This window comes from Christiangramia sp. LLG6405-1 (assembly GCF_045055805.1).
In the GTDB taxonomy this organism is placed as follows: Bacteria; Bacteroidota; Bacteroidia; order Flavobacteriales; family Flavobacteriaceae; genus Christiangramia.
On sequence record NZ_CP159330.1, the window covers coordinates 1,633,614 to 1,655,181 of the forward strand.

20 protein-coding genes are annotated in these 21,568 nt (G+C 39.5%); 11 read left to right on the forward strand and 9 right to left on the reverse strand.

The window, feature by feature from the left end; genetic code table 11:
* Position 1 precedes the first annotated feature (1 nt).
* On the forward strand, positions 2–934 hold the full coding sequence (locus tag ABVM50_RS07560) for a peptidylprolyl isomerase (protein WP_405200626.1): 933 nt from the start codon (positions 2–4) through the stop codon (positions 932–934).
* 61 nt (positions 935–995) lie between these two features.
* Positions 996–1,544 carry a YfiT family bacillithiol transferase gene (locus tag ABVM50_RS07565; protein WP_405200627.1) on the forward strand — a complete coding sequence of 183 codons (549 nt, stop codon included), beginning with the start codon at positions 996–998 and terminating at the stop codon, positions 1,542–1,544.
* A 30-nt stretch (positions 1,545–1,574) separates the two neighbouring features.
* On the opposite strand, the gene ABVM50_RS07570 is transcribed toward ABVM50_RS07565, so the two are convergent.
* On the reverse strand, positions 1,575–2,219 hold the full coding sequence (locus ABVM50_RS07570) for a peroxiredoxin (protein WP_322302109.1): 645 nt from the start codon (positions 2,217–2,219) through the stop codon (positions 1,575–1,577).
* Between the two features lie 94 nt (positions 2,220–2,313).
* Entirely contained in the window at positions 2,314–2,871 is a 558-nt protein-coding gene (locus ABVM50_RS07575) for a thioredoxin family protein (RefSeq protein WP_405200628.1), read from the reverse strand.
* A gap of 65 nt (positions 2,872–2,936) precedes the next feature.
* Between ABVM50_RS07575 and ABVM50_RS07580 the strand changes: the two genes are divergently transcribed.
* Complete coding sequence (locus ABVM50_RS07580) at positions 2,937–3,278, forward strand: tRNA-binding protein (RefSeq protein WP_405200629.1); 342 nt, start codon at positions 2,937–2,939, stop codon at positions 3,276–3,278.
* On the opposite strand, the gene ABVM50_RS07585 is transcribed toward ABVM50_RS07580, so the two are convergent.
* The 5 genes from ABVM50_RS07585 to ABVM50_RS07605 form a co-directional block, all read right to left on the reverse strand.
* Positions 3,275–3,985, reverse strand: coding sequence for a potassium channel family protein (locus tag ABVM50_RS07585; protein ID WP_405200630.1), 711 nt, complete (start codon positions 3,983–3,985; stop codon positions 3,275–3,277). The genes ABVM50_RS07580 and ABVM50_RS07585 overlap by 4 nt on opposite strands.
* Before the next feature lie 3 nt (positions 3,986–3,988).
* Positions 3,989–5,779 carry a TrkH family potassium uptake protein gene (locus ABVM50_RS07590; RefSeq protein ID WP_405200631.1) on the reverse strand — a complete coding sequence of 597 codons (1,791 nt, stop codon included), beginning with the start codon at positions 5,777–5,779 and terminating at the stop codon, positions 3,989–3,991.
* Between the two features lie 145 nt (positions 5,780–5,924).
* Positions 5,925–8,438: a M14 family metallopeptidase gene (locus ABVM50_RS07595; RefSeq protein WP_405200632.1), complete on the reverse strand. Its 2,514-nt coding sequence runs from the start codon at positions 8,436–8,438 to the stop codon at positions 5,925–5,927.
* Between the two features lie 78 nt (positions 8,439–8,516).
* Entirely contained in the window at positions 8,517–8,897 is a 381-nt protein-coding gene (locus ABVM50_RS07600) for a PUR family DNA/RNA-binding protein (RefSeq protein ID WP_141877035.1), read from the reverse strand.
* 73 nt (positions 8,898–8,970) lie between these two features.
* The gene (locus ABVM50_RS07605; protein ID WP_405200633.1) at positions 8,971–10,728 is read right to left on the reverse strand and encodes an ABC transporter ATP-binding protein; all 1,758 of its coding nucleotides are present in this window, start codon (positions 10,726–10,728) and stop codon (positions 8,971–8,973) included.
* 133 nt (positions 10,729–10,861) lie between these two features.
* Here ABVM50_RS07605 and ABVM50_RS07610 point away from each other — a divergent pair, with 133 nt between their 5' ends.
* The 4 genes from ABVM50_RS07610 to yajC all read left to right on the forward strand — a co-directional run bounded on the left by ABVM50_RS07610 (position 10,862) and on the right by yajC (position 13,814).
* A complete protein-coding gene (locus ABVM50_RS07610) occupies positions 10,862–11,965 on the forward strand; it encodes a Glu/Leu/Phe/Val dehydrogenase (protein WP_295179349.1) in 1,104 nt (367 codons plus the stop codon).
* 84 nt (positions 11,966–12,049) lie between these two features.
* Positions 12,050–12,994 (forward strand): transcription antitermination factor NusB, encoded by a 945-nt coding sequence (nusB, locus tag ABVM50_RS07615; protein ID WP_298525022.1) that lies wholly within the window; start codon positions 12,050–12,052, stop codon positions 12,992–12,994.
* Positions 12,995–13,047: 53 nt separating this feature from the next.
* Positions 13,048–13,512: a DUF1573 domain-containing protein gene (locus tag ABVM50_RS07620; RefSeq protein WP_405200634.1), complete on the forward strand. Its 465-nt coding sequence runs from the start codon at positions 13,048–13,050 to the stop codon at positions 13,510–13,512.
* Between the two features lie 8 nt (positions 13,513–13,520).
* Positions 13,521–13,814: a preprotein translocase subunit YajC gene (gene yajC / locus ABVM50_RS07625; protein WP_141877040.1), complete on the forward strand. Its 294-nt coding sequence runs from the start codon at positions 13,521–13,523 to the stop codon at positions 13,812–13,814.
* Positions 13,815–13,861: 47 nt separating this feature from the next.
* On the opposite strand, the gene ABVM50_RS07630 is transcribed toward yajC, so the two are convergent.
* Both ABVM50_RS07630 and pepT read right to left on the reverse strand, forming a co-directional pair.
* The gene (locus ABVM50_RS07630) at positions 13,862–14,452 is read right to left on the reverse strand and encodes a YdeI family protein (protein ID WP_405200635.1); all 591 of its coding nucleotides are present in this window, start codon (positions 14,450–14,452) and stop codon (positions 13,862–13,864) included.
* Positions 14,453–14,457: 5 nt separating this feature from the next.
* On the reverse strand, positions 14,458–15,699 hold the full coding sequence (pepT, locus tag ABVM50_RS07635; RefSeq protein ID WP_405200636.1) for a peptidase T: 1,242 nt from the start codon (positions 15,697–15,699) through the stop codon (positions 14,458–14,460).
* A 231-nt stretch (positions 15,700–15,930) separates the two neighbouring features.
* On the opposite strand from pepT, the gene ABVM50_RS07640 reads away from it, so the two are divergent.
* From ABVM50_RS07640 to ABVM50_RS07655, 4 genes are all read left to right on the forward strand, one after another.
* Positions 15,931–18,804: a TonB-dependent receptor gene (locus ABVM50_RS07640; protein ID WP_405200637.1), complete on the forward strand. Its 2,874-nt coding sequence runs from the start codon at positions 15,931–15,933 to the stop codon at positions 18,802–18,804.
* Positions 18,805–18,929: 125 nt separating this feature from the next.
* Positions 18,930–19,952: a quinone-dependent dihydroorotate dehydrogenase gene (locus ABVM50_RS07645; RefSeq protein ID WP_405200638.1), complete on the forward strand. Its 1,023-nt coding sequence runs from the start codon at positions 18,930–18,932 to the stop codon at positions 19,950–19,952.
* A 5-nt stretch (positions 19,953–19,957) separates the two neighbouring features.
* Complete coding sequence (locus ABVM50_RS07650) at positions 19,958–20,572, forward strand: LysE family translocator (protein ID WP_405200639.1); 615 nt, start codon at positions 19,958–19,960, stop codon at positions 20,570–20,572.
* 105 nt (positions 20,573–20,677) lie between these two features.
* Positions 20,678–21,541, forward strand: coding sequence for a hydroxymethylglutaryl-CoA lyase (locus ABVM50_RS07655; RefSeq protein WP_141877045.1), 864 nt, complete (start codon positions 20,678–20,680; stop codon positions 21,539–21,541).
* Positions 21,542–21,568: the final 27 nt, after the last annotated feature.

Sequence of the window (21,568 nt, forward strand, 5' to 3'; positions counted from 1 at the left end):
AATGAACGACGGATTATACGCAAAATTCCATACTTCTAAAGGAGAGATCCTGGCTGAACTGGAATTTCAAAAAACACCTGGAACTGTAGGGAACTTTGTAGGTCTTGCAGAAGGGAAGATAGAAAATGACCCGAAAGATAAGGGAGTTCCTTATTACGACGGACTTAAATTTCACCGAGTGATTCCAGATTTTATGGTTCAGGGAGGAGATCCTCAGGGAACCGGAGCTGGTGGACCTGGTTACAATTTCGATGATGAGATCCATGCAGATCTTAGACACGATGCGCCTGGTAAATTGTCTATGGCAAATGCCGGACCTGGTACTAATGGAAGTCAGTTTTTTATCACTCACGTGCATACGCCATGGTTAGACGGTAAACATACAGTCTTCGGAAGTGTGGTTGAAGGACAGGATGTAGTGAATAAGATTCAGCAGAACGATACGATCGAAAAGTTGGAGATCGTAAGAGTTGGTGCAGAAGCTGAAGCATTCGATGCTGCTGAAGCATTCAATACTTTCACCTCTCAAAAGCAGGAAAAAGAAGCTGAAGCAAAGCAAAAGGCTGCTGCTGAAGTTGACAAGCTTGCTGCAGGTTTTAAGTCTACAGATAGTGGTTTGCGATACCAGATCATCCAGAAGGGTGATGGTGTTCAAGCTGAAAAAGGTAAGAACGTATCGGTACATTATAAAGGTCAGTTAGCTGATGGTACTGTGTTCGATTCTTCTTATAAAAGAAATCAGCCTTTGGAATTTCCAGTAGGTGTAGGCCATGTAATCCCGGGATGGGATGAAGGTATTCAATTACTACAGGTTGGAGATAAGGCGAGAATGGTGATCCCATCAGACCTTGCTTACGGAGAACGTGGTGCAGGTGGTGTGATTCCACCAAATGCTGTGCTTATTTTCGATGTGGAATTGATGGATGTAAAATAATATAGACTTATATATTTCTTAAAAACGCCCTGATTCTTCAGGGCGTTTTCTATTTTTAGATATGAGTACAGAAGAAGAGATCGAAAATTTAAAATTTCCTATCGGGGAATTTGAAATTCCGGAACAGGTTTCCGTAGAAAACATAAGAGATTATATTGATGAGGTGGCGAGATTACCTCAGGCATTGATTGAGGAAGTCGAACATCTTGATCAGGATCAATTACAAATGGTCTATCGTCCTGAAGGCTGGAACATCCGGCAATTGGTGCATCATATTGCCGATAGCCATATGAGTGCATTTATGCGTTTTAAATGGGCGCTAACTGAAGACGAGCCGACCATCAAGGCATTTAATGAAAAAGGTTTTGCAGAACTGGCAGATTCAAAATTCACACCGGTAACGTTATCCCTTGGATTCCTTAAAGCTTTGCACGCGAAATGGATCATCCTGCTGGAGAATATGAGCACAGAGGATTTCGAGAGAACTTTTATACATCCGGAATCTGGCTTTCGTTACAGTTTAAAACAAAGTCTGGCGAATTATGCCTGGCATGGGAAACATCATCTGGAGCATATCATAGAACTTAAAAAAAGAAAAGGCTGGGATTAACCAGCCTTTTAGATTTTATAAATCGAAATATTACTTTTTTAATTCCGGTTGTGCAGTTGTTCTCAGGTAAGGTTTTACCGTTTTGTAGCCTTTTGGGAACATTTTATCTGCTTCCTCATTACTTACAGATGGGCTAATTACAACGTCATCACCATGTTTCCAGTTCGCCGGCGTTGCTACTTTATTGTAAGCAGTAAGTTGCAAAGAATCTATTACCCTAAGTAATTCCTCAAAATTTCTACCTGTACTCGCCGGGTACGTTAGCGTCATTTTGATAGACTTATCTGGTGCAATCACGAATACCGAGCGTACGGTAAGTGTGCTATCAGCTTTTGGATGGATCATTCCATATAAATCTGAGACCTTTTTGTCCTCATCTGCTATGATAGGAAAGTTCACCGTAGTGTTCTGAGTTTCATTAATGTCCTTGATCCAGTCTTTGTGAGACTTCACTCCGTCTACACTAAGTGCCAGTACCTTTACATCTCTTTTCTTAAATTCTTCAGCATAATTCGCAGCAGCTCCTAATTCAGTTGTACAAACAGGAGTATAATCTGCCGGGTGAGAGAATAGAATTCCCCAGCTATCGCCTAGAAATTCATGAAAACTAATTTTCCCTTCAGATGTATCTGCAGTAAAATCTGGTGCTATATCGCCTAATTTCAAATCACTCATAATCAGTCTGTTTTATATTATTAAATCCTACTGAAATAGTAGGTTATTCAAATTTAAAAAATTGCGGGGAGTCAAATGAAAAGATCAAGTTAAATTAAGTTTTCCATTTGATATTACAACCAATCGATGGCTTTTGATCTTTATTGACCTTACGATTATTCAGCACCGCATCCATCGCTTCCCTTATGTCTCTACCATTGGAATGTAGTCCATTATTTGGTCTGCTGTCATCCAGTTGCCCACGATAGATCAATTTAAGTTCAGCATCAAAAAGGAAAAAATCCGGAGTGCAGGCTGCCTGATATTTTCTGGCGATCTCCTGCGTGCCATCGAATAAATAAGGAAATGAATACTGATTTTTTGATGCAACTTCTGTCATCAGGTCTGGATGATCATCTGGATAACTTTCGGGATCATTACTGCTTATACCTGCGAAACCAAAGCCCAGTTGCCTGTATTCATTAGCGAGCCTCACAATTTCCCCATTTACATGCTTAACAAAAGGACAGTGATTTGAAAGAAACACGATAAGCGTTCCTTTCTCACCTTTGATATTTTTTAGATCCAGAAGATGTCCGGTTCGGGTATCCATCAGTTTAAAGTCTGGAGCATCGCTTCCAAGCGGAAGCATTTTTGATGATGTAAGTGACATCTTTTTCTTTAAAATTAATTATTAATGCTCAATATTCTCTATTTTTCCATCTTTAAATTCTGAATATGATTAGTGAAATTAGCTGGGAGGATTTCGAGAAAGTTGATATGAGAGTAGGAACAATTCTGGAAGCTGAGGAACTTCCGAAGGCTAAAAAGCCAGCCTATAAGATGCTGATAGATTTTGGAGAAGAAATTGGTACGAAGCGAACATCTGCACAGATCACTAGAAGGTATACGAAGGAAGAACTTCCAGGAAGACAGGTCATCGCCGTAGTCAATTTTCCGGTTAAAAGAATTGCCGGCTTCAAAAGCGAATGCCTGGTGATGGGGGTGGTCGGTGATGAAACTGATGTTGTTCTGTTATCACCAGATCAAAAAGTACCAAACGGACTCAGGATCGCTTAATTCTGAGCTTCTTTGAACTTTTTATGCTGATCCAGTAACTTGCGAATATCCTTGTTGTGTCCATACAGCACCATGATATCGTCTTTATATAATTTGGTGTCTGCATGTACAATTCCCTGTACGGTATTCCTTTCAGTTGGAGCTCCAAGTTCGTTTTTACCTTCAGAAACATTCATGGTCGTGAGTATAAGAATATTGAATTCTCCTTTAATGTCCAGTTCCTTTACAGTTTTGTCATGATACTCTTCTGGGATTTTAGTCTCAACAATACTAAAGTTACTATCCAGTTCAAAACTGTCCACCACGCCTTCAAGATTTAACCTTTGTGCCCAGCGGTGAGCAGTTTCTTCTTCAGGATGAATAATTTCTGTAATACCCATCGTTTGCAACACCGTTCGCTGTAGTGGATCTATCGCGCGGCTTATAATTCTCTTCACCTTCATTTGTTTCATAAGCGCGGCGGCCATAATATTGGCACCTTTATCTTCTCCAATCCCAACGATCACCACGTCGCAATCCTTCAGCGGTAAATTCTTAACGGCTTCCATATCTGTCGCATCCAGACTAATAGCATGAGTTATTTTCTCCTTCATGCTTTCAACCTTGCTCATACTAATATCCACACCAATAACTTCGTTGCCCATTTCTGCAAGCTGTTCTGCGATGGACGATCCAAAGTTTCCAAGACCAATTACAATATATTTCATGTGTTAGTTTATTAAAATTTCATCTGTAGGGACTCTATAATTAAGATGTTTAGCCTTCCGAAGCATAGCAATTAAAAGAGTAAGCATGCTAACTCTGCCAATAAACATCGTAAAGATAAGAACGATCTTGGACGAGGATGAAAGGCTGGAAGTAATTCCTGTGGAAAGTCCAACGGTACTATAGGCCGAAAATGCTTCAAACGCAATATCTATGATCGGTATATCTTTTTCGAAGATCGTCATCAGGAATATCGCGATGCTAATCACCGTCAGGGAGAGTGATATAATGGCAAACGCACGCCGAATAGAATTACTCGATACTTCTCTTTTGTATACTTCGATACGATCCTTGCCCTTTCCAAGACTTACAAAATTTAATGCGGCAATGGCAATGGTGCTCGTCTTTATTCCACCTCCGGTAGATGCAGGGGAGGCTCCAATCCACATAAGCATAAAAATAAGCATAAGCGTACTTACATTTAATGCCTGCATGTCTACGGTGTTAAAACCGGCTGTACGCGGCGTAGCAGCTCCAAAAAAAGCAGTAACGATCTTTCCAAACCAGTTATGCTCCGCGAGGGTGTTGTTGTACTCCAGAATATAGAAACCTAAAGTTCCCACACTTAAGAGAATTATTGTAGTTACAATTACGATTCGTGTATTGAGATTGATCACCCAAGGCGAGTAAGGTAAAGGCCTTTTTTTGTTGAGCTTGAGCAGTAGATTCGAAAAAGAATATTTCAGATACTTATAAATATTCAGAACAATAGGAAAGCCAATTCCTCCAAGAATGAATAATACTGCAATTACCAGATGTAGCGGATAATTAAATCTGAAAATTGGTTCATAAAGACTGTTTTCAAGTGTAGAGAATCCTGCATTGCAAAAGCCGCTTATTGCGTGAAAAACTGAAAAGAATATGCGGTCACTAATCTGGCTCAATTCATTTTCACTTAAGCTGAAATATATAAAAATAGCTCCCAGCAGTTCAGTAACAAAAGTGATGGAAAGAATTTTTTTAAGTACGCCGAAAACTTCACCAATACGTTCTGAATTGGTAGCATCTTTGAGTAACAGTTGATTCTCGAAACTGGTCTGTCCCCGAAAAAAGTAGCTAAAATAACTGGCAAAGGTCATGATCCCGAGTCCGCCCAATTGCATTAAGAGTAAAAGGATAGACTGTCCAAAAGTGGTGAAATATGAACCGGTATCTACAACGATAAGACCGGTCACGCAAACTGCGCTGGTAGAAGTGAAAAGTGCATCCAGAAGTCCGATTCCTTCATGTGTGGCTTTAGGTAGCATCAGCAAACCAGTGCCGACTAATATAATTCCCAGGAAACTGCTTATGAATAGCTGAGCCGGATTTAAGTATGCTTTATTAAACCTGAAATTGATGGTTGCAAGTTCCCGTATGAAGTAAACGAGCGATGCGAAATACATGTAAGCCATCTTATTGAGGAACTGCAAACCGGGAAAATTCTCCATAAGAACATCAGTCTTCACGATGCTTAGCAGGAGAATAAGCGTTCCAAGGATGGCATCCAGGATTCTTATTTTTGCAGGAACCTTGATCTTGAGAACAAAATACCGACATAGGATCGCAGCGATCCCTATCAATAAGACTACATAATAAAAACTGTTTAGCTGGGCTTCCTGAAGATCTTCCTGTTTAAATCCCAGATCATATAGACCTACGAGTAATGCAATGCAACTGGCAAAAAAGGAGAACCGATTGAGGTAACTTAAAAACCTCTCGTTTCTTAACCATGATTTAAATCCGGAAAATTTCAATAATTGGAATTTAGAAGCATGAATACTAGGTGAAAAAGAATAGGTCCGGTAAGTTTGAAACTAAAGGACCTATTTTCCTGAACAAACCGGTACAAAGTTATGTAACCGACTGTACAAGTCTGCTAAAATTTACCCAAACTATCGGTTACATTTCTGATCCGAAGAAGATAGCATTCATCAGTAATTTGTTGGTACCGTACCAGAATGCTCTAAAGTTTGTGTTGTCTGTAAATAGCATTACTTCCCCGCGGCCAAGTCTATCGTGTTTAAATGGAACTGTTCCTGCAAGCGAATCCAGGTTTGGTTTGCTTATATATCCACTCAACAAAGGTTTTTCAGTATAGCGAAGAGGATTTTTGTAGCTCTGCTTATCGGCTTCCATAAAAATGGTCGTATTTCTGAAAAGCGCGATTTTGTCACTATTGTATCCAAATGCGATTGGATGAGTTCTGTCCAGATCTGCTTCAAAGATTGCTCCTCCAATTACCTGTGCGCCACGAAAGTCACCACGTTCTCCAAAACTGACATCCTTTGCAGTATTCTCTGTTTTTTTAGTCTCAAAGTCAATGAAATCATTGCTTTTCAGCCAGTTTACAGCACTTCTAAAGCCTATGATGGTTCCTCCGTTTTTAGTCCAATCCTTCAGCTGAGTAGCAACTCCATCGTTCAATCCACCGCCCCAGGTACTTGGAACGATAATATCGGTATACCTGCTAAGGTCACTTCCAGAGAGGTCTTTAAGATCAAGTTTTGTAATTTTCATGTCGTAACGCTGATCGAACAAATGCCAGATTTCACCGGCATCATAGGAAGATATGGATCCACCAACCAGAATGGCAACCTGTTGAGGTTCAATCGCACGAAACTGGTTACTTCCAAGATTTATTCCACCGGTCATTCCGGTTGGAATTCCCTTGATAGCTATATGGCTTACTTTAGAAACTTCAGTAATAAAATTAAATAGCTCATCCTGTTCTAATTTTTGATTCTGAACTGGGATCATGATCGTTCCGGCAGCAAACTCATCTCCTTCGTAGGTAAATGCTTCCATGGAAACTTTTGCTCGAAGCCCTTTCTCCAGGATGATATTCAGAGCTTTTGGAGCCAGGTAATTGTGCCAGTCCAGTAAATAGGCATAAGAACTTTTCTCAAGTTGCTCTGGTGTAGGTATTTCCAGTTCCTGGATCTTCTCTCCGGCATTTTTCATCGCAATATCTTCAGAAAAATCAAGATTGAAGGCTAAAGGGAATGTCCATGCAGATATATCGTAAAACAGGCTATCCTGAAACTCAGTTCTACGTTCGAACATCGCTTTTAATAGTCGGTGTTGCCTTTGATTCTTTGGTACTAAATAAGAATTGCCTTTTTTGAATGTCAGGCCTGCTTCCGTGAAATTCTCATCTACCTTGTGAACTTCGATCTGGTGACGTTTCAGAACCTTTGCAAGTTCATAAGCTTTCACAGGATCATGTTCGCTACCGAAAGCATAAGCACCATTAGAGGCACTATTTCGAGATTCTTTAAAGAAATTACGCTGATAATTTAGTAATTTTTCACGCATGTTTTCAGCAGCTTTTAAAGTTGAAAGTGCCGCTGTGAATTGATTGCGAATCGTAAACGGGAATGTAAGAATGCCATTATCAGTTTCCTGAGCGTGGCCGCGAGAACTTCCCTGTTCGAAAAGAATACCAATACTTCCATTAATGTCTGGGAAGGTAGAGCCTTTTCCGTAGTAGAAATCGTCGTAATTTTCTTCGGTATAATACAGTGATCCAATTTCATCAAAAGCCTGAGCATGATAAGTCCCAATTTCTTTAGTCAGATCCTGGTTTAGCTGTGGAGTAAGAGGGTGCGTACGTGAAGGAATCCCGGGTTGGAAGAAAAAGGAAGAATTTGATCCCATCTCATGATGATCTGTTAGAACATTGGGATACCAGTCATGAAATGTCTTGATTCTTGCCTGAGACTCTGGTAATTGCACAGGTAGCCAGTCACGATTCATATCGAACCAGTAATGATTGGTTCTTCCACCCGGCCAGATCTCGCTGTATTCCCTGTCCTGTGGATCTGGATTGATGTTTTTACTCTTATTAGTATTTGCCCAGTAAGCGAATCGTTGAAGCCCATCTGGATTAAAGGCGGGATCCAATAGAATTATAGTGTTTTTTAAAGTTTCTTCGATCTCGGGACCTTCAGCTGCGGCGAGGTAATAGGCGTAAAGTAGGGCAGCATTGGATCCGCTGGCTTCATTTCCGTGGATGGAGAATCCCTGGTTGATCACAACGGGCATGTTCGACAGGTCTTCCGAAGAATTTTCAGAGACTAACCCAATATGTTTTGTTCTAATATCTTCAATATTAGTAATATTTTCTTCTGAAGAAACAGTGAGCAGGATCAATGGCCGACCTTCATAAGTAGTTCCACGATTTTCAACTTTTAGTCGGGGAGAGGCGGCTGCCAGGGTATGCATATACGAAACCAGTCGGTCATGACTAACATGCCATTCGCCGGGGATAAAACCTATGCTCTCTTCTGGAGTAGGAATAGACTGGTTGTAAGAAATATCAGCAGGTAAATAGTAGCTCATAGACAGATCCTCCTGCTGAGCGAAGCTAATCTGGAATACAAGAAAAAGAGAAAAAAGTAAAAGTTTGCGCATTGGTTTATTTTTGAAAAGCCCTAATATAAAAAAAACCGTCCTGATAGGGACGGTTTGTATTGTGTATAGACTTTTTGTCTAGATATCATCAAAACTTACATCTGTAAATTTCTCTGCTGCCGGAGATGCTGTTTGCTCAACTGGCTGCTCATCATATTCTTTTTTGAAATCTTTCTGGTGACGTTCGCTAATCACTTCTTCACCTTTTTCATTAACGATAAAGTTCGTCATTTCCTCAAGGATCTCTCTAAATCCATCAAAATCTTCTTTGTATAGGTAGATCTTGTGTTTTTTGTAGTAGAAAGAACCATCGTCGTTCGTGAACTTCTTGCTCTCTGTAATTGTGAGATAATAATCATCTGCACGGGTACTTCTTACATCGAAAAAATAAGTCCTTCTTCCTGCTCTTAAAACTTTAGAGAATATTTCCTCTTTCTCCATCATTCCCTTGTCGCTCATAAAATAGATTCTTTAATGGTTGTTATTAACGAGCTCAAAAATCTAAAAATTTTTAACATCTAGCAAAAAATTTTCACATTTCTTTTTCATTTAGCTGTTTTGCGTAGAGTTCTTTATAGTATCCTTCAGTAGTAATTAGTTGCTCATGACTGCCTTCCTGTACTACCAGTCCATCTTCGAGGATAATAATCCTGTCGGCATTTTTAGCTGAAGAAATTCTGTGACTCACGATGATCGTGGTTTTCTCTTTTGTGATTTCGAAGAGATTATTCAGTATTTCCTCTTCGGTTTCAGTATCTACAGCAGATAAGCAGTCATCGAATAAGAGAATCTCGGGATCATGAATAATTGCCCTAGCAATAGACACCCGTTGCTTTTGTCCGCCAGAAAGTGTGATTCCGCGTTCACCTAGAACAGTATCGTAACCTTTGTTGAAGCCCTGAATATTGTTATGTACGGAAGCATTTTTTGCCGCTTTAATAATTTCTTCTTCGGAAGCATCTGTTTTTCCGAATTTGATATTATTTCTAATACTGTCACTAAATAGGAAAGCATCCTGTGGGACGTAACCAATATTTTCCCGAAGACTTTCCAGGTTCACAGTATCTATTTTGCGACCATCGATCAATAATTCACCCTGATCAATATCGTAAAGACGACCAATCAATTCAAGAATGGTCGATTTACCAGAACCAGTCTTTCCTATCACCGCCAGTGTTTCCCCTTTTTCAACTTTAAAACTTACGTTCTTAAGGGCGGTAATATTTGTATCATCATAAGTAAAGCTTACATTCTTAAATTCAATACTACCATTGATCGCATCCTGTTCGGTCTTAGGATTGGTAATTTCAGGTTTCTCACTAAGAAATTCGTTGATACGCTCTTGGGATGCTTCCGCCTGCTGAACCAGGGAGGTTACCCATCCAATGGCTGCAACCGGCCAGGTTAGCATATTTACATAAAGTATAAATTCTACTAGCACGTCGATATTCTCGATCTCTCCGGAAATGATTTGTCTTCCTCCAATATAAATCACGATAATGTTACTAATACCGATTAAAAGGATCATAAGCGGGAAGAAAAATGCCTGAACCTTTACCAGGTCAATATTCTTATCTCTACTGCCATTAGAGAGCTCTGTAAAGTTATTGTTAGTTTGAGGTTCAAGCCCATAAGATTTAATAACAGCGATCCCGCTAAAACTTTCCTGGGTGAACGTATTAAGTTTTGAAAGATATTGCTGTACAACCGTACTTCTTTTATGGATCGCGACACTCAATTTATAGATTGAGAAGGCCAAGACCGGCAGCGGAATTACCGTATACAAAGTAAGTAAAGGGGCGGCCTGGATCATAAAGATCAAAACCACAACGGTTGAGGTAAATGTTGTTACACTATACATGATAGCAGGACCTAAATATAACCTCACTTTAGAGACATCTTCGCTAATCCTGTTCATTAGATCTCCCGTTCTGTTCTTCTTGTAGAAGTTTAAAGAGAGATCCTGGTAATGACGATAAACTTCGTTTTTAAGATCATATTCCATATGCCTGGAAACCACGATAAAAGTTTGTCGCATCAGGAAAGTAAGGAAAGCAGATATAAGTGTGGTTCCTACAATAAGCAGGATATTGTAAAGAAGTTCATCTTTGAGCACAGAGACATCAGTCACTTCGCCATTGATGTATTCTTCTATAATGACTGTACTTTCACCAATTAAAGGGATGTAGTAGATCCCGAAAATTCTGGCGGCAATCGTAATAACCAATCCAATAAGTAGTTTCCATTTGTATTTGTAGAAATATTTATTGAGATGCTGAAGGTTCTTCATTCAGTGAAATTCTATAAAGTTGAGGATTCTGTAATTTAACACGTTTAGAATCCATGCTTTTTAAATAATTATTATTTTTGCGGCGGATTTTTGATCAAATTCAAAATCTGAATAATTTAAAAATCAACAAATTATGCAAGTTGACGTTCTAAATGCAAATGAACTAAAAAAAGCAGCTCCGGTTTTTGGACAGGTGTCTTTTGACGAACACGAACAAATCGTTTTTTGCAACGACAAAGATACAGGTTTAAAGGCAATAATTGGTATCCATAATACGGTTTTAGGACCAGCTCTGGGAGGAACCAGAATGTGGAATTATACCAGTGAATGGGAGGCTGTAAATGATGTATTGCGTCTTTCTCGTGGTATGACCTTTAAGAGTGCGATCACCGGTTTAAATCTTGGTGGTGGGAAAGCTGTTATCATAGGTGATGCTAAAACAGATAAAACTCCTGCGCTAATGAAGCGTTTTGGAGAATTTGTACATTCTTTAGGTGGTAAATATATCACTGCAGAAGATGTAGGTATGGAAACTTCCGATATGGATACCGTACGTGAAGTAACACCTTATGTAACTGGGATTTCAGAATCTCAGGGTGGAGCGGGAAATCCTTCTCCAATTACTGCTTATGGTGTGTTCATGGGGATCAAAGCTTCAGCTAAGTTCAAGTATGGATCAGATGATCTTGAAGGTAAAAAAGTACTGGTTCAGGGAATTGGACATGTTGGAGAAACTCTGGTTGAATATTTAACCGGTGATGGAGCTGAAGTTTATATTACAGATATTAACGAGGACAGACTTGCAGAAGTAAGTAAGAAATACGGAGCGCATATATTTACAGATAGAGATATTTACTCTGCTGAAGTAGATATTTATGCACCTTGTGCACTTGGAGCGACTATTAACGATGATACCATAGATAGACTTAAGGTTGATATCATCGCTGGCGCTGCTAACAATCAACTTGCAGATGAGGTAGCTCACGGGCAGATCCTTCAGAACAGAGGGATTGTTTACGCACCAGATTTCCTTATCAACGCAGGTGGAATTATTAATGTGTATGCTGAATTGGAGAATTACGACAAGCAGGAGATCATGCGCAAGACTGAGAATATCTACAATACAACTTTAAGAATTCTTGAAAAAGCTTCAAAAGACGATATTACTACGCACTTCGCAGCTTTACAAATAGCGAAGCAACGTATTGCCGATAGAAAAAAACAGAATTTAAATTAGTCAGTTCTAATTTATTAATATTTTTGCAGGGCGAAAGCGAAAAGCTTTCGCCCTTTCTAATTCCTAAAAAGTTCTTTTACAATTATGTTGACAAGAAGACATATCAGGGTTAAAGTAATGCAGTCACTGTATGCATTTAACCAAAGCCAGAATGACAACCTTGCCACAGAAGAGAAATTCCTGCTGAAGAGTATGCAGGAAATGTACGACCTCTTTCTGCTTCAGTTAAGTTTGATCACCGAGATAAGAGAACATGCTGAAGTCTACCTGGAGAAATCACAGCAAAAACACCTTGCCACCAACGAGGAAAAAGATCCTAATAGAAAATTTATCGATAACCAGATCTTCCAGATCCTGAATGAAAACGAAAGTATTCAGAAGGCATTAGAAGACCACAAAATTAATCACTGGAAACAGGATGATGAATATGTGGCGATTATCTGGAATGAGATTAGAAATAGCGAACTGTATTCAGAATATATGAATACTCGTGAAGGCAGTTTTAAGGATGATAAAGAGCTTATTATCCAGATCTTCAAGGAGATCATTGCTCCTAACGAGAAATTGTACGATTACCTTGAGGATAAGAAATTAACCTGGGTAGATGACCTTCCGTTAGTAAATACCGCAGCTCTAAAATTTCTTCAGAAGTTAAAAGAATCTACCGGTAGAGAAAAGCAGATCGCTCGTTTGTTTAAAAACGATGAGGACAAAGAATTTGCCCTAAAATTATTTCAGAAGACTTATCTTAATGATGAGGACCTTTCCGAAGAAATGCTGGGGAAAACTCCAAACTGGGATAAAGACAGGATTGCAGAAGTGGATATGGTGCTTATAAAGATGGCGATCTGTGAGTTTTTAAAATTTAGTAGTATCCCTGTAAAGGTTACTATCAACGAATATCTGGAGATTGCAAAGGAATACAGCACTCCAAAAAGCAGCATCTTTATTAATGGGGTTCTGGACAAACTTTCTAAGGAATACCAGACAGAAGGCAAGCTAAATAAAATGGGCAGAGGCCTGATGTAGTACAGATTTTTTAGTATTTTTGCCCATTAGAAATTAAACAAAATAACTTCGTCATGAAAAGAACAATTTTAATGTTTGCAGCTGCAGGGGCTATGCTGTTAACCGGATGTCAAGACAACGCCTCAGGTAAAGTAAAAGCAGAGAACGTAGAAGCTTCAGCTGAACGTGATGCACAGGCGACTGTTTATCCTGAAATCTCTTTCGAAGAAACTGAATTTGATTTCGGAAACATAGCTAAGGGAACAAACGTTGAGCACGTATTTAAATTCACTAACACAGGAAAAGCTCCTTTAGTGATCACAAATGCTTCAAGTTCTTGTGGGTGTACAGTTCCAACTTACCCTAAGAACGAAACTATCCAACCAGGTGAAACTGGAGAGATGCTTGTGAAATTCAACGGTTCTGGTAATGGACAGGTAACTAAGACTGTAACAGTATCTGCAAATACTGAAGCTGGAAAAGAACAATTAAAAATCAAAGCTTTTGTAGAAGCTGCGGAAACAGAAACAGCTAGCTAAAAGCATATATGGATCAATTAACCCAGTTTGCACCGATTATATTAATGTTTGTGGTAGTGTATTTTTTTATGATACGCCCACAAATGAAGAAAGCAAAACAGGAAAAAACATTTGCCGCTGAACTTAAAAAAGGAGATCGTGTTATTACCAAAAGTGGAATGCACGGTAAGATTATTGACTTCAGCGAAAAGAATAATTCGGTAATTATTGAAACAGGCGCCGGTAAGATTACTTTTGATCGTTCATCCATTTCGATGGAAATGAGTCAGAAATTGAATGCTCCGGTTGTAGAGAAGAAATAATTTTCGAAGACATATCAAACGAAAAAGCAGCTCATTGAGCTGCTTTTTTATTTTCTATAGTGATCATTAAGCCCTTTTCCCTGTAAAATTAGAGGTTCGATCTTTTTGATCCTGTTTGATCGAGTTGCTTGCTTTTTGGCTTCAGCAATAAATTGAGCGTATTCCTTTTGTTTCCCAGGGCTTAGATCATGAAAGGCTGCTTTTAGCAACTTGTTGCCATTTAATATAGTTTCAAGTTCTTCAGGAATTTCAAGCGACTTTGGTTTCGCTTTTAATTCCAAACCCGCTTTTTGGTTGGCTATCGCTTCTTCAATATAAGGAATAATCGCATTATTGTTTATACTATCATTTTGCCCAAACCTGATCTGCCTCAGAGCTTTTGTTTTGCCATCCTGAGCATTGACCTGCAGCGCTGTATTCTTCTTCAGAAATACGCCCTGAAAAAACCAGATGGCAATATGATTTTTAAAAGCTCCAAGACCAATGACATTTTTGCCATCCAGGCTATATACCGGTGCTCCCCATTTGATGGAAGCTGTTAAACCGGTTTGTTCCATTAATCCTACAAGTTGCCTGAGTTGTGCATCCCAATCGGCATGAAGTAGTACATATTCTTCAATGGAACTTATCTTACTCAAATCTTCTATTCGTATTTCTTAGCGGTAAGTTCAGCAAGTTTTACGATTACTTCCGCAGCCTTTTGCATACTTTCTACCGGTACATATTCATATTTACCATGGAAATTGTGACCACCTGCAAAGATGTTAGGGCAGGGAAGTCCCATAAAACTCAGTTGAGCACCATCAGTCCCGCCACGAATTGGTTTGATGATAGGTTCGATATCCACTGCTTCCATCGCATCACGGGCCAGGTCTACGATATGGATTACCGGTTCTACTTTTTCTCGCATATTACGGTACTGGTCAGTAATTTCAATAGTAATAAGATCCCGGTCGTATTGTGAACAGATCTCACTGGCCAGATCCTGCATCATTTCTTTACGCGCCTGGAAGTGCCCGAGGTCATGATCTCTTATAATATATTCCAGTATTGTTTCCTCCACATCACCTTTGATGCTACTTAAATGGAAAAAACCCTGCCTGTCTTCAGTATGCTCTGGAGTTTCCATTCTTGGTAATGAATTGATAAAATCCTGAGCGATATACATACTATTCACCATTTTATCTTTGGCATAACCAGGATGTACACTTTTCCCTTCCACTTTTACAACTGCGCGAGCTGCATTGAAATTCTCGTATTCCAGTTCTCCAATCTGGCTACCATCCATGGTGTAGGCCCATTCAGCTCCAAACTTTTCGACATCAAACTTATGTGCTCCCCGACCAATTTCCTCATCTGGAGTGAAGCATACTCTTATTTTTCCATGCGGAATTTCAGGGTTGTTCACCAGGTATTCCATGGCTGTCATTATTTCTGTGATCCCTGCTTTATCATCTGCGCCCAGAAGGGTTGTTCCATCTGTAGTGATAATCGTTTTGCCTTTATATTGTAATAAGTCGTCAAAGTATTCCGGGGAAAGAACGATATTTTTCTCTTTATTGAGAACAATGTCCTTACCATCATAATTCTCAATGATCTGCGGATTCACATTTGTACCGGAAAAATCTGGAGTTGTATCAAAATGCGAAACAAAACCGATCACAGGAACTTCGTGTGGAACATTTGCAGGCAGACTTGCCATAACATAGGCATGCTCATCTATGGTTACGTCCTGCATTCCAATAGCTTTCAATTCATCTAAAAGCTTATTCGCCAGGTCCCATTGCTTCTTGGTGCTGGGTGTCGAAGTACATTCGGGATCACTTTGTGTGTCTATCCTTACGTAGCTTAAAAATCTGTCTATGATATGCTGTTTATTGGTCATCTGAACTTATTGATTAGGTAAATCTATAATTTATAGAGTGTTGCAAATATAATTTTCGAATATCTCATTTTTCTTAATCTTTTTAAAATAATATGGAAAAACTTCAAGGTTCGTATTCAGTTTAATCATCGCTTAAATCATGGACTAATTCTGAATTTCATATTGGGTTTCTAGGGCCTATAATGCTAATTATAAATGAGTTATATTTAATGAAACCAAAAACTTTTAATTATGAAGAACTATTACTTTTTAATTTTATCGTTTTTTATATGTTCGATCTTGCAGGCACAGGAGCGGACTATTGAAGGATTAGTAATGGACGAAAACTCCCAGCCGCTCGGCGGAGTTTCTGTTGCTATTAAGGATACCAACAAGGGAACCATTACAGATTTTGATGGAAAATTCATTTTGGAGGCTGAATTTGGTCAGACCTTGGTCTTCACCTTCGTAGGGTATGATGCTCGCGAAGTATTAATTGATCAGGAGCAAATTAATGTCACCATGGTATCCGGTATGGCGCTAGGAGAGGTAGTTCTTGTAGGTTCGAGAAACCGAAGCCGTACTGTTGTTGAAAGTACAGTTCCTATAGATGTACTCGATGTAAAAGAAATGGCTACCGCAGTACCACAGGTTAATCTTAACCAGATGCTTAATTACGTAGCGCCATCCTTTACTTCTAATACTCAAACTATTTCTGATGGAACAGATCATATTGATCCGGCTTCTCTTCGCGGTCTTGGCCCAGATCAGGTACTTGTATTGATTAATGGAAAGCGTAGACATAACTCTTCCCTGGTAAACGTAAATGGTACTTTTGGTAGAGGTAGTGTGGGAACCGATCTTAACGCGATTCCGGCTTCAGCCATTAAAAGAATTGAGGTATTACGGGACGGGGCAGCAGCTCAGTATGGGTCTGATGCCATTGCAGGGGTGATCAATATAGTTCTTGAAGATCAAACAGATCAACTAAGTTTGAACGTGACCACTGGTGCCAATTTTTCTAAGAATGCCAATGAGCAAACTGGTGGGGTAGATGGTGAAACCGTAAATGTCGCCGCAAGCTATGGGATAGGTCTGGGAGATAAGGGTGGCTATGTCACCTTCTCGGGTGATTTCGATTACCGGGAAGATTACAACCGGATGAGAGAATGGGAAGGGTCTATTTTTAATGCATATAACGCAATAGAAAACCGTGCTGCCAATGCAGGAGCTAATATTGCCAATCTTTCTGATGATCAAATTAAGGATTTTGCTCAGCAGGTTTCATACTTTACCAATGATTTTCAGGATGATATTAGTAACGCTCCAGATAGAGCTACACTGCAGTCACTTCTTGGCCTGGATGTGACCGAAAATGAACTGGACGCTCGTGGTTTGGAGAGAACTGACTTTAATATGAGAGTTGGTCAATCTGGTCTAAGAGGGGGTAGATTTTTCGCAAATATGTCTTTGCCACTCGATGAGGAGGGAACTGAACTATATTCGTTTGCAGGGATAAGTTCCCGTAGAGGAAATTCTGCTGGTTTCTATAGACTGCCAAACCAGAGTCGTACATACACTCCAATTTATATCAATGGTTTCCTTCCGGAAATCAATTCCAAAATTAAAGATCAGTCTTTTGCAGTAGGAGTTAAAGGAGAAATTAGTGATTGGGGAGTTGACTTTAGTAATACCTGGGGACAGAATGAATTCCAGTATTTTATTTCAAATACCGCCAACGCATCTTTGCAGAGAGCAAGTCCAACAGCATTTGATGCCGGTGGATTCTCCTTTATGCAAAACACCACTAATTTAGATGTAAGCAGATTATTTGAAGATGTTTTTATGGGAATGAATGTCGCATTTGGTGCAGAACATCGATTTGAAAACTATGAGATCATGGCAGGCGAAAAAGGTTCGTATGAACAGTATACCGCTAATGGTGATGTAGTAGTGAGATCAGATCAGGAGCCTGCCACCGATTTTTTTGGAAGTGCAAGACCAGGTGGTTCGCAGGTTTTCCCTGGATTTAGTCCAAAGAACGAGCTTTCCAGAGAAAGAAGCAGTATCGCAGGATATTTCGATGTAGAGTTGGATTTCAGTGAAAAGATGCTGGTTACCTTCGCATCTAGATTCGAGAATTACTCCGACTTTGGTTCTACTCTAAACTTTAAGTTATCTTCCCGATACAAGCTCACCGATAATATCAATATTAGAGGTGCTGCAAATACAGGTTTCAGAGCTCCATCTTTGCACCAGCTTTATTTTAATTCTACATCTACGATTTTTGATAATGCCGGGAACCCACAGGAAGTCGGTACTTTTTCAAACGATAGCCGTCCAGCGCAATTACTGGGAATTCCTCAGCTAAAAGAAGAAACTTCCAGGAGTATAAGTTTAGGTTTCACAGCTAAGATTCCTGATGCGAACCTTTCCCTTACCGTAGATGGCTACTTGGTGGCGATAGACGATCGTATCGTATATACCGGGCAATTTCAGGGTCCTGGAACAGGAACTGAACTTGATAACCTATTGGCTCAGGCAAATGCTACTGCAGCGTCTTTCTTTGCAAATGCAATTGATACAGAATCTAAAGGTTTGGATTTTGTATTAACGCATAATGCGATCTTCAATGATGATGTAAGTCTTAAATCTGATCTTGCAGCAACTTTGTCTAAGACCAAACAAGTTGGAGATATCAATGCTTCTGATGTTCTCGAAAGAGCTGGTTTAGTAGATACTTATTTCCCGGAAGATAGCCGTGTGTATCTTGAAGAAGCAGTACCACGAACTAAAGTGAATCTAACTAACAGTTTGACAGCAGGGGACTTTAATGTATTTCTAAGAAATGTTTATTTTGGGGAAGTGACAGAAGCTTCAACGACATTGGCAAATCAGCAGGTTTTTAGTTCAAAAGTGGTGACTGACCTTTCGGTTGGATATAAGGCTACAGATGCTCTTACCTTTACAATTGGAGCAAACAACCTGTTCGATATTTATCCTGATAGAGCAGAGGAGGCATTCAATAACCGTAGTTCAGGAAGATTTGACTGGTCTCGTAGAGCTCAGCAATTTGGAATTGGAGGACGATTTATGTTTGCGAGAATGAGCATAACTCTTGATTAAATAGTTCAATTTAATGTTTAAAGGCAGCCAGGTGGCTGCCTTTTATTATTTTCGACAGCATAGAAGTAAGTCAATTGGGGTTTGCTTTTATAGAATTTCAGTTACTTTTGCATAAACCTACCTAGATGTATAAGTCACTCATAAGACCAGCGCTTTTCAAGTACGATCCTGAGCAGATTCATTATTTCACTTTTAATTTTCTTCGGAAATTTTGCAGGATCCCCGGGGCATTAGCGTTTCTAAGATCAAGATTCAATATTTCTGACAAGCGTTTGGAACGGGAAGTCTTCGGACTGAAGTTTAAGAACCCTGTAGGTCTGGCCGCAGGTTTTGATAAAGATGCAAAACTTTACAAAGAACTTTCAGCTTTAGGTTTTGGTTTTGTCGAAGTAGGAACTGTAACGCCAAAGCCTCAGCCGGGGAATGAGAAAACCAGGTTATTCAGGTTGCCCGAAGATTCAGCCATCATAAACCGTATGGGTTTCAATAATGAAGGCGTGGAGCAGATGGTTGCCAGATTAAAGGAAAATACGAACGTGCTTATTGGTGGTAATATTGGGAAGAACAAGCTTACTCCTAATGACAAAGCGGTAGATGATTATGTTTATTCCTTTGAAGCACTCTTTACTTTTGTAGACTATTTCGTGGTGAATGTTAGCTCACCAAATACTCCGAACTTAAGGGAACTTCAGGATAAAGAACCATTAAAAGCGCTGCTGAATACTCTTCAGAAGAAAAATGAACTTAAGGATAAGTCGAAGCCTATCTTATTAAAGATCGCACCAGATCTTACAGACGAGCAACTTTTGGATATTATCGAGATCGTTCAGGAAACCGGAATCGCCGGGGTGATCGCTACTAATACTACAATTTCGCGTGACGGACTGCAGTCTGAGAACAAAAGCGAAATGGGCGGACTTAGTGGAAAACCTCTCACTAAAAGGGCTACAGAAGTGATACGTTTTCTTTCTGAAAAAAGCGGTCGTTCTTTTCCTATTATTGGGGTTGGAGGAATACATTCTGCAGAAGACGCTCTGGAAAAACTGGAAGCCGGAGCAAGCCTGGTTCAGCTATACACAGGTTTTATTTATGAAGGTCCTCAGCTAATACAAGATATTAATAAGAAGATTCTGGAGAAAGGATTATAGTTAAGATGCTCGAACAACTAATTCCATTTCTTACAGCTTCAATACTACTTACATTTTCACCGGGACCAGATATTATCTATGTGCTCGTAAGATCGATCGCGTACGGAGCGAAACAGGGTGTAGCTACTGCACTTGGATTGGTTTCCGGAATAATTATTCATACCAGCCTGGTTGCTTTTGGAGTTTCAGCGATCATTCGGCAATCTGATACGACTTTTCTTGTCATAAAAATTCTCGGAGCTTTGTATTTGTTATACCTCGCTTACCAGGTATACAGATCTAATCCTGAAATTGCCTTCTCTTCGGAAGGAATTAAACATAAAAGTCTGTGGTCATTATTTCGACAGGGATTCATCATGAATGTCCTTAATCCAAAAGTCGGAATCTTTTTCCTGGCATTCTTTCCTGGATTTCTGTGGGAACCTGACGGTAATATGGTTTGGCAATTTTATATTCTTGGTTTTGTATTCATGTTGCAGGCACTGATCATTTTTTGTCTGGTAGCATTCGCCGCAAACAGGATATCCGGCTGGGTAAGATCATATCCTTCTTCTGGTATATTTCTGAAATGGTTACAGGTGGTCATTTTTATTCTTATAGCGATTCTCATTCTTATCTAATTGTGGAATTCTTAGCTATAATAGGAATAGTTGATTCTGAAATTTCAGATTATCAATGAAACTATATTCTTTTTAAATTTTCTTTAAAATACTATCTTTGACCATATGGCTCAAGTGAAACTAATCGAATGTCCCCGCGATGCGATGCAGGGAATTAAAGAATTCATTCCTACAGAGAAAAAGGCGCAGTATATTCAGTCACTTTTAAGGTGCGGATTTGATACTATCGACTTTGGAAGTTTTGTTTCACCCAAGGCTATTCCACAAATGCAGGATACGGCAGATTTGCTATCGAGGTTAGATCTTTCTAAAACACAATCTAAATTACTTGCTATTGTCGCTAATACTCGCGGAGCACAGGATGCTTCAGCATTTGAAGAGATTGATTATCTGGGATATCCATTTTCGATTTCTGAAAATTTTCAGATGCGGAATACTCATAAAACTATTGCTCAATCTGTAGAAGTATTGCAGGAAATTCTTGATGTTGCCAACAACAGTAATAAAGAAGTGGTCGCTTACCTGAGCATGGGCTTTGGGAATCCATATGGAGATCCATGGAATGTGGAAATCGTTGGAGAATGGACAGAAAAGCTGGCCGGAATGGGAGTAAAGATCCTGAGTCTTTCAGATACGGTTGGAACATCTTCGCCAGAGATCATCGAATACCTGTTCTCAAATTTGATCACTAAATATCCAGAAGTGGAATTTGGGGCACATTTGCATACGACACCGGCTAAGTGGCATGAAAAGATCGACGCTGCTTACAAGGCAGGATGTAGAAGATTTGATGGTGCGATCCAGGGATTTGGTGGTTGCCCTATGGCTAAAGATGAGCTAACGGGGAACATGCCTTCAGAAAAAATGCTCTCCTATTTTAACGCAGCCAAAGCAGATAGTAACATAAAAATGACCAGTTTCGAGTCATCCTACAACGAGGCTTCAAAGATCTTCAACGCCTACCATTAGTACTGTTTATTGAATTCTATAGAGGTA

What these genes read in the sequence shown, in the direction of transcription:
- ABVM50_RS07560 (WP_405200626.1), top strand. Translation starts at nt 2, where the DNA reads ATGAACGACGGATTATACGCAAAATTCCATACTTCTAAAGGAGAGATC.
- ABVM50_RS07565 (WP_405200627.1), top strand. Translation starts at nt 996, where the DNA reads ATGAGTACAGAAGAAGAGATCGAAAATTTAAAATTTCCTATCGGGGAA.
- ABVM50_RS07570 (WP_322302109.1), bottom strand. Translation starts at nt 2,219, where the DNA reads ATGAGTGATTTGAAATTAGGCGATATAGCACCAGATTTTACTGCAGAT.
- ABVM50_RS07575 (WP_405200628.1), bottom strand. Translation starts at nt 2,871, where the DNA reads ATGTCACTTACATCATCAAAAATGCTTCCGCTTGGAAGCGATGCTCCA.
- ABVM50_RS07580 (WP_405200629.1), top strand. Translation starts at nt 2,937, where the DNA reads ATGATTAGTGAAATTAGCTGGGAGGATTTCGAGAAAGTTGATATGAGA.
- ABVM50_RS07585 (WP_405200630.1), bottom strand. Translation starts at nt 3,985, where the DNA reads ATGAAATATATTGTAATTGGTCTTGGAAACTTTGGATCGTCCATCGCA.
- ABVM50_RS07595 (WP_405200632.1), bottom strand. Translation starts at nt 8,438, where the DNA reads ATGCGCAAACTTTTACTTTTTTCTCTTTTTCTTGTATTCCAGATTAGC.
- ABVM50_RS07600 (WP_141877035.1), bottom strand. Translation starts at nt 8,897, where the DNA reads ATGAGCGACAAGGGAATGATGGAGAAAGAGGAAATATTCTCTAAAGTT.
- ABVM50_RS07605 (WP_405200633.1), bottom strand. Translation starts at nt 10,728, where the DNA reads ATGAAGAACCTTCAGCATCTCAATAAATATTTCTACAAATACAAATGG.
- ABVM50_RS07610 (WP_295179349.1), top strand. Translation starts at nt 10,862, where the DNA reads ATGCAAGTTGACGTTCTAAATGCAAATGAACTAAAAAAAGCAGCTCCG.
- nusB (WP_298525022.1), top strand. Translation starts at nt 12,050, where the DNA reads ATGTTGACAAGAAGACATATCAGGGTTAAAGTAATGCAGTCACTGTAT.
- ABVM50_RS07620 (WP_405200634.1), top strand. Translation starts at nt 13,048, where the DNA reads ATGAAAAGAACAATTTTAATGTTTGCAGCTGCAGGGGCTATGCTGTTA.
- yajC (WP_141877040.1), top strand. Translation starts at nt 13,521, where the DNA reads ATGGATCAATTAACCCAGTTTGCACCGATTATATTAATGTTTGTGGTA.
- pepT (WP_405200636.1), bottom strand. Translation starts at nt 15,699, where the DNA reads ATGACCAATAAACAGCATATCATAGACAGATTTTTAAGCTACGTAAGG.
- ABVM50_RS07640 (WP_405200637.1), top strand. Translation starts at nt 15,931, where the DNA reads ATGAAGAACTATTACTTTTTAATTTTATCGTTTTTTATATGTTCGATC.
- ABVM50_RS07645 (WP_405200638.1), top strand. Translation starts at nt 18,930, where the DNA reads ATGTATAAGTCACTCATAAGACCAGCGCTTTTCAAGTACGATCCTGAG.
- ABVM50_RS07650 (WP_405200639.1), top strand. Translation starts at nt 19,958, where the DNA reads ATGCTCGAACAACTAATTCCATTTCTTACAGCTTCAATACTACTTACA.
- ABVM50_RS07655 (WP_141877045.1), top strand. Translation starts at nt 20,678, where the DNA reads ATGGCTCAAGTGAAACTAATCGAATGTCCCCGCGATGCGATGCAGGGA.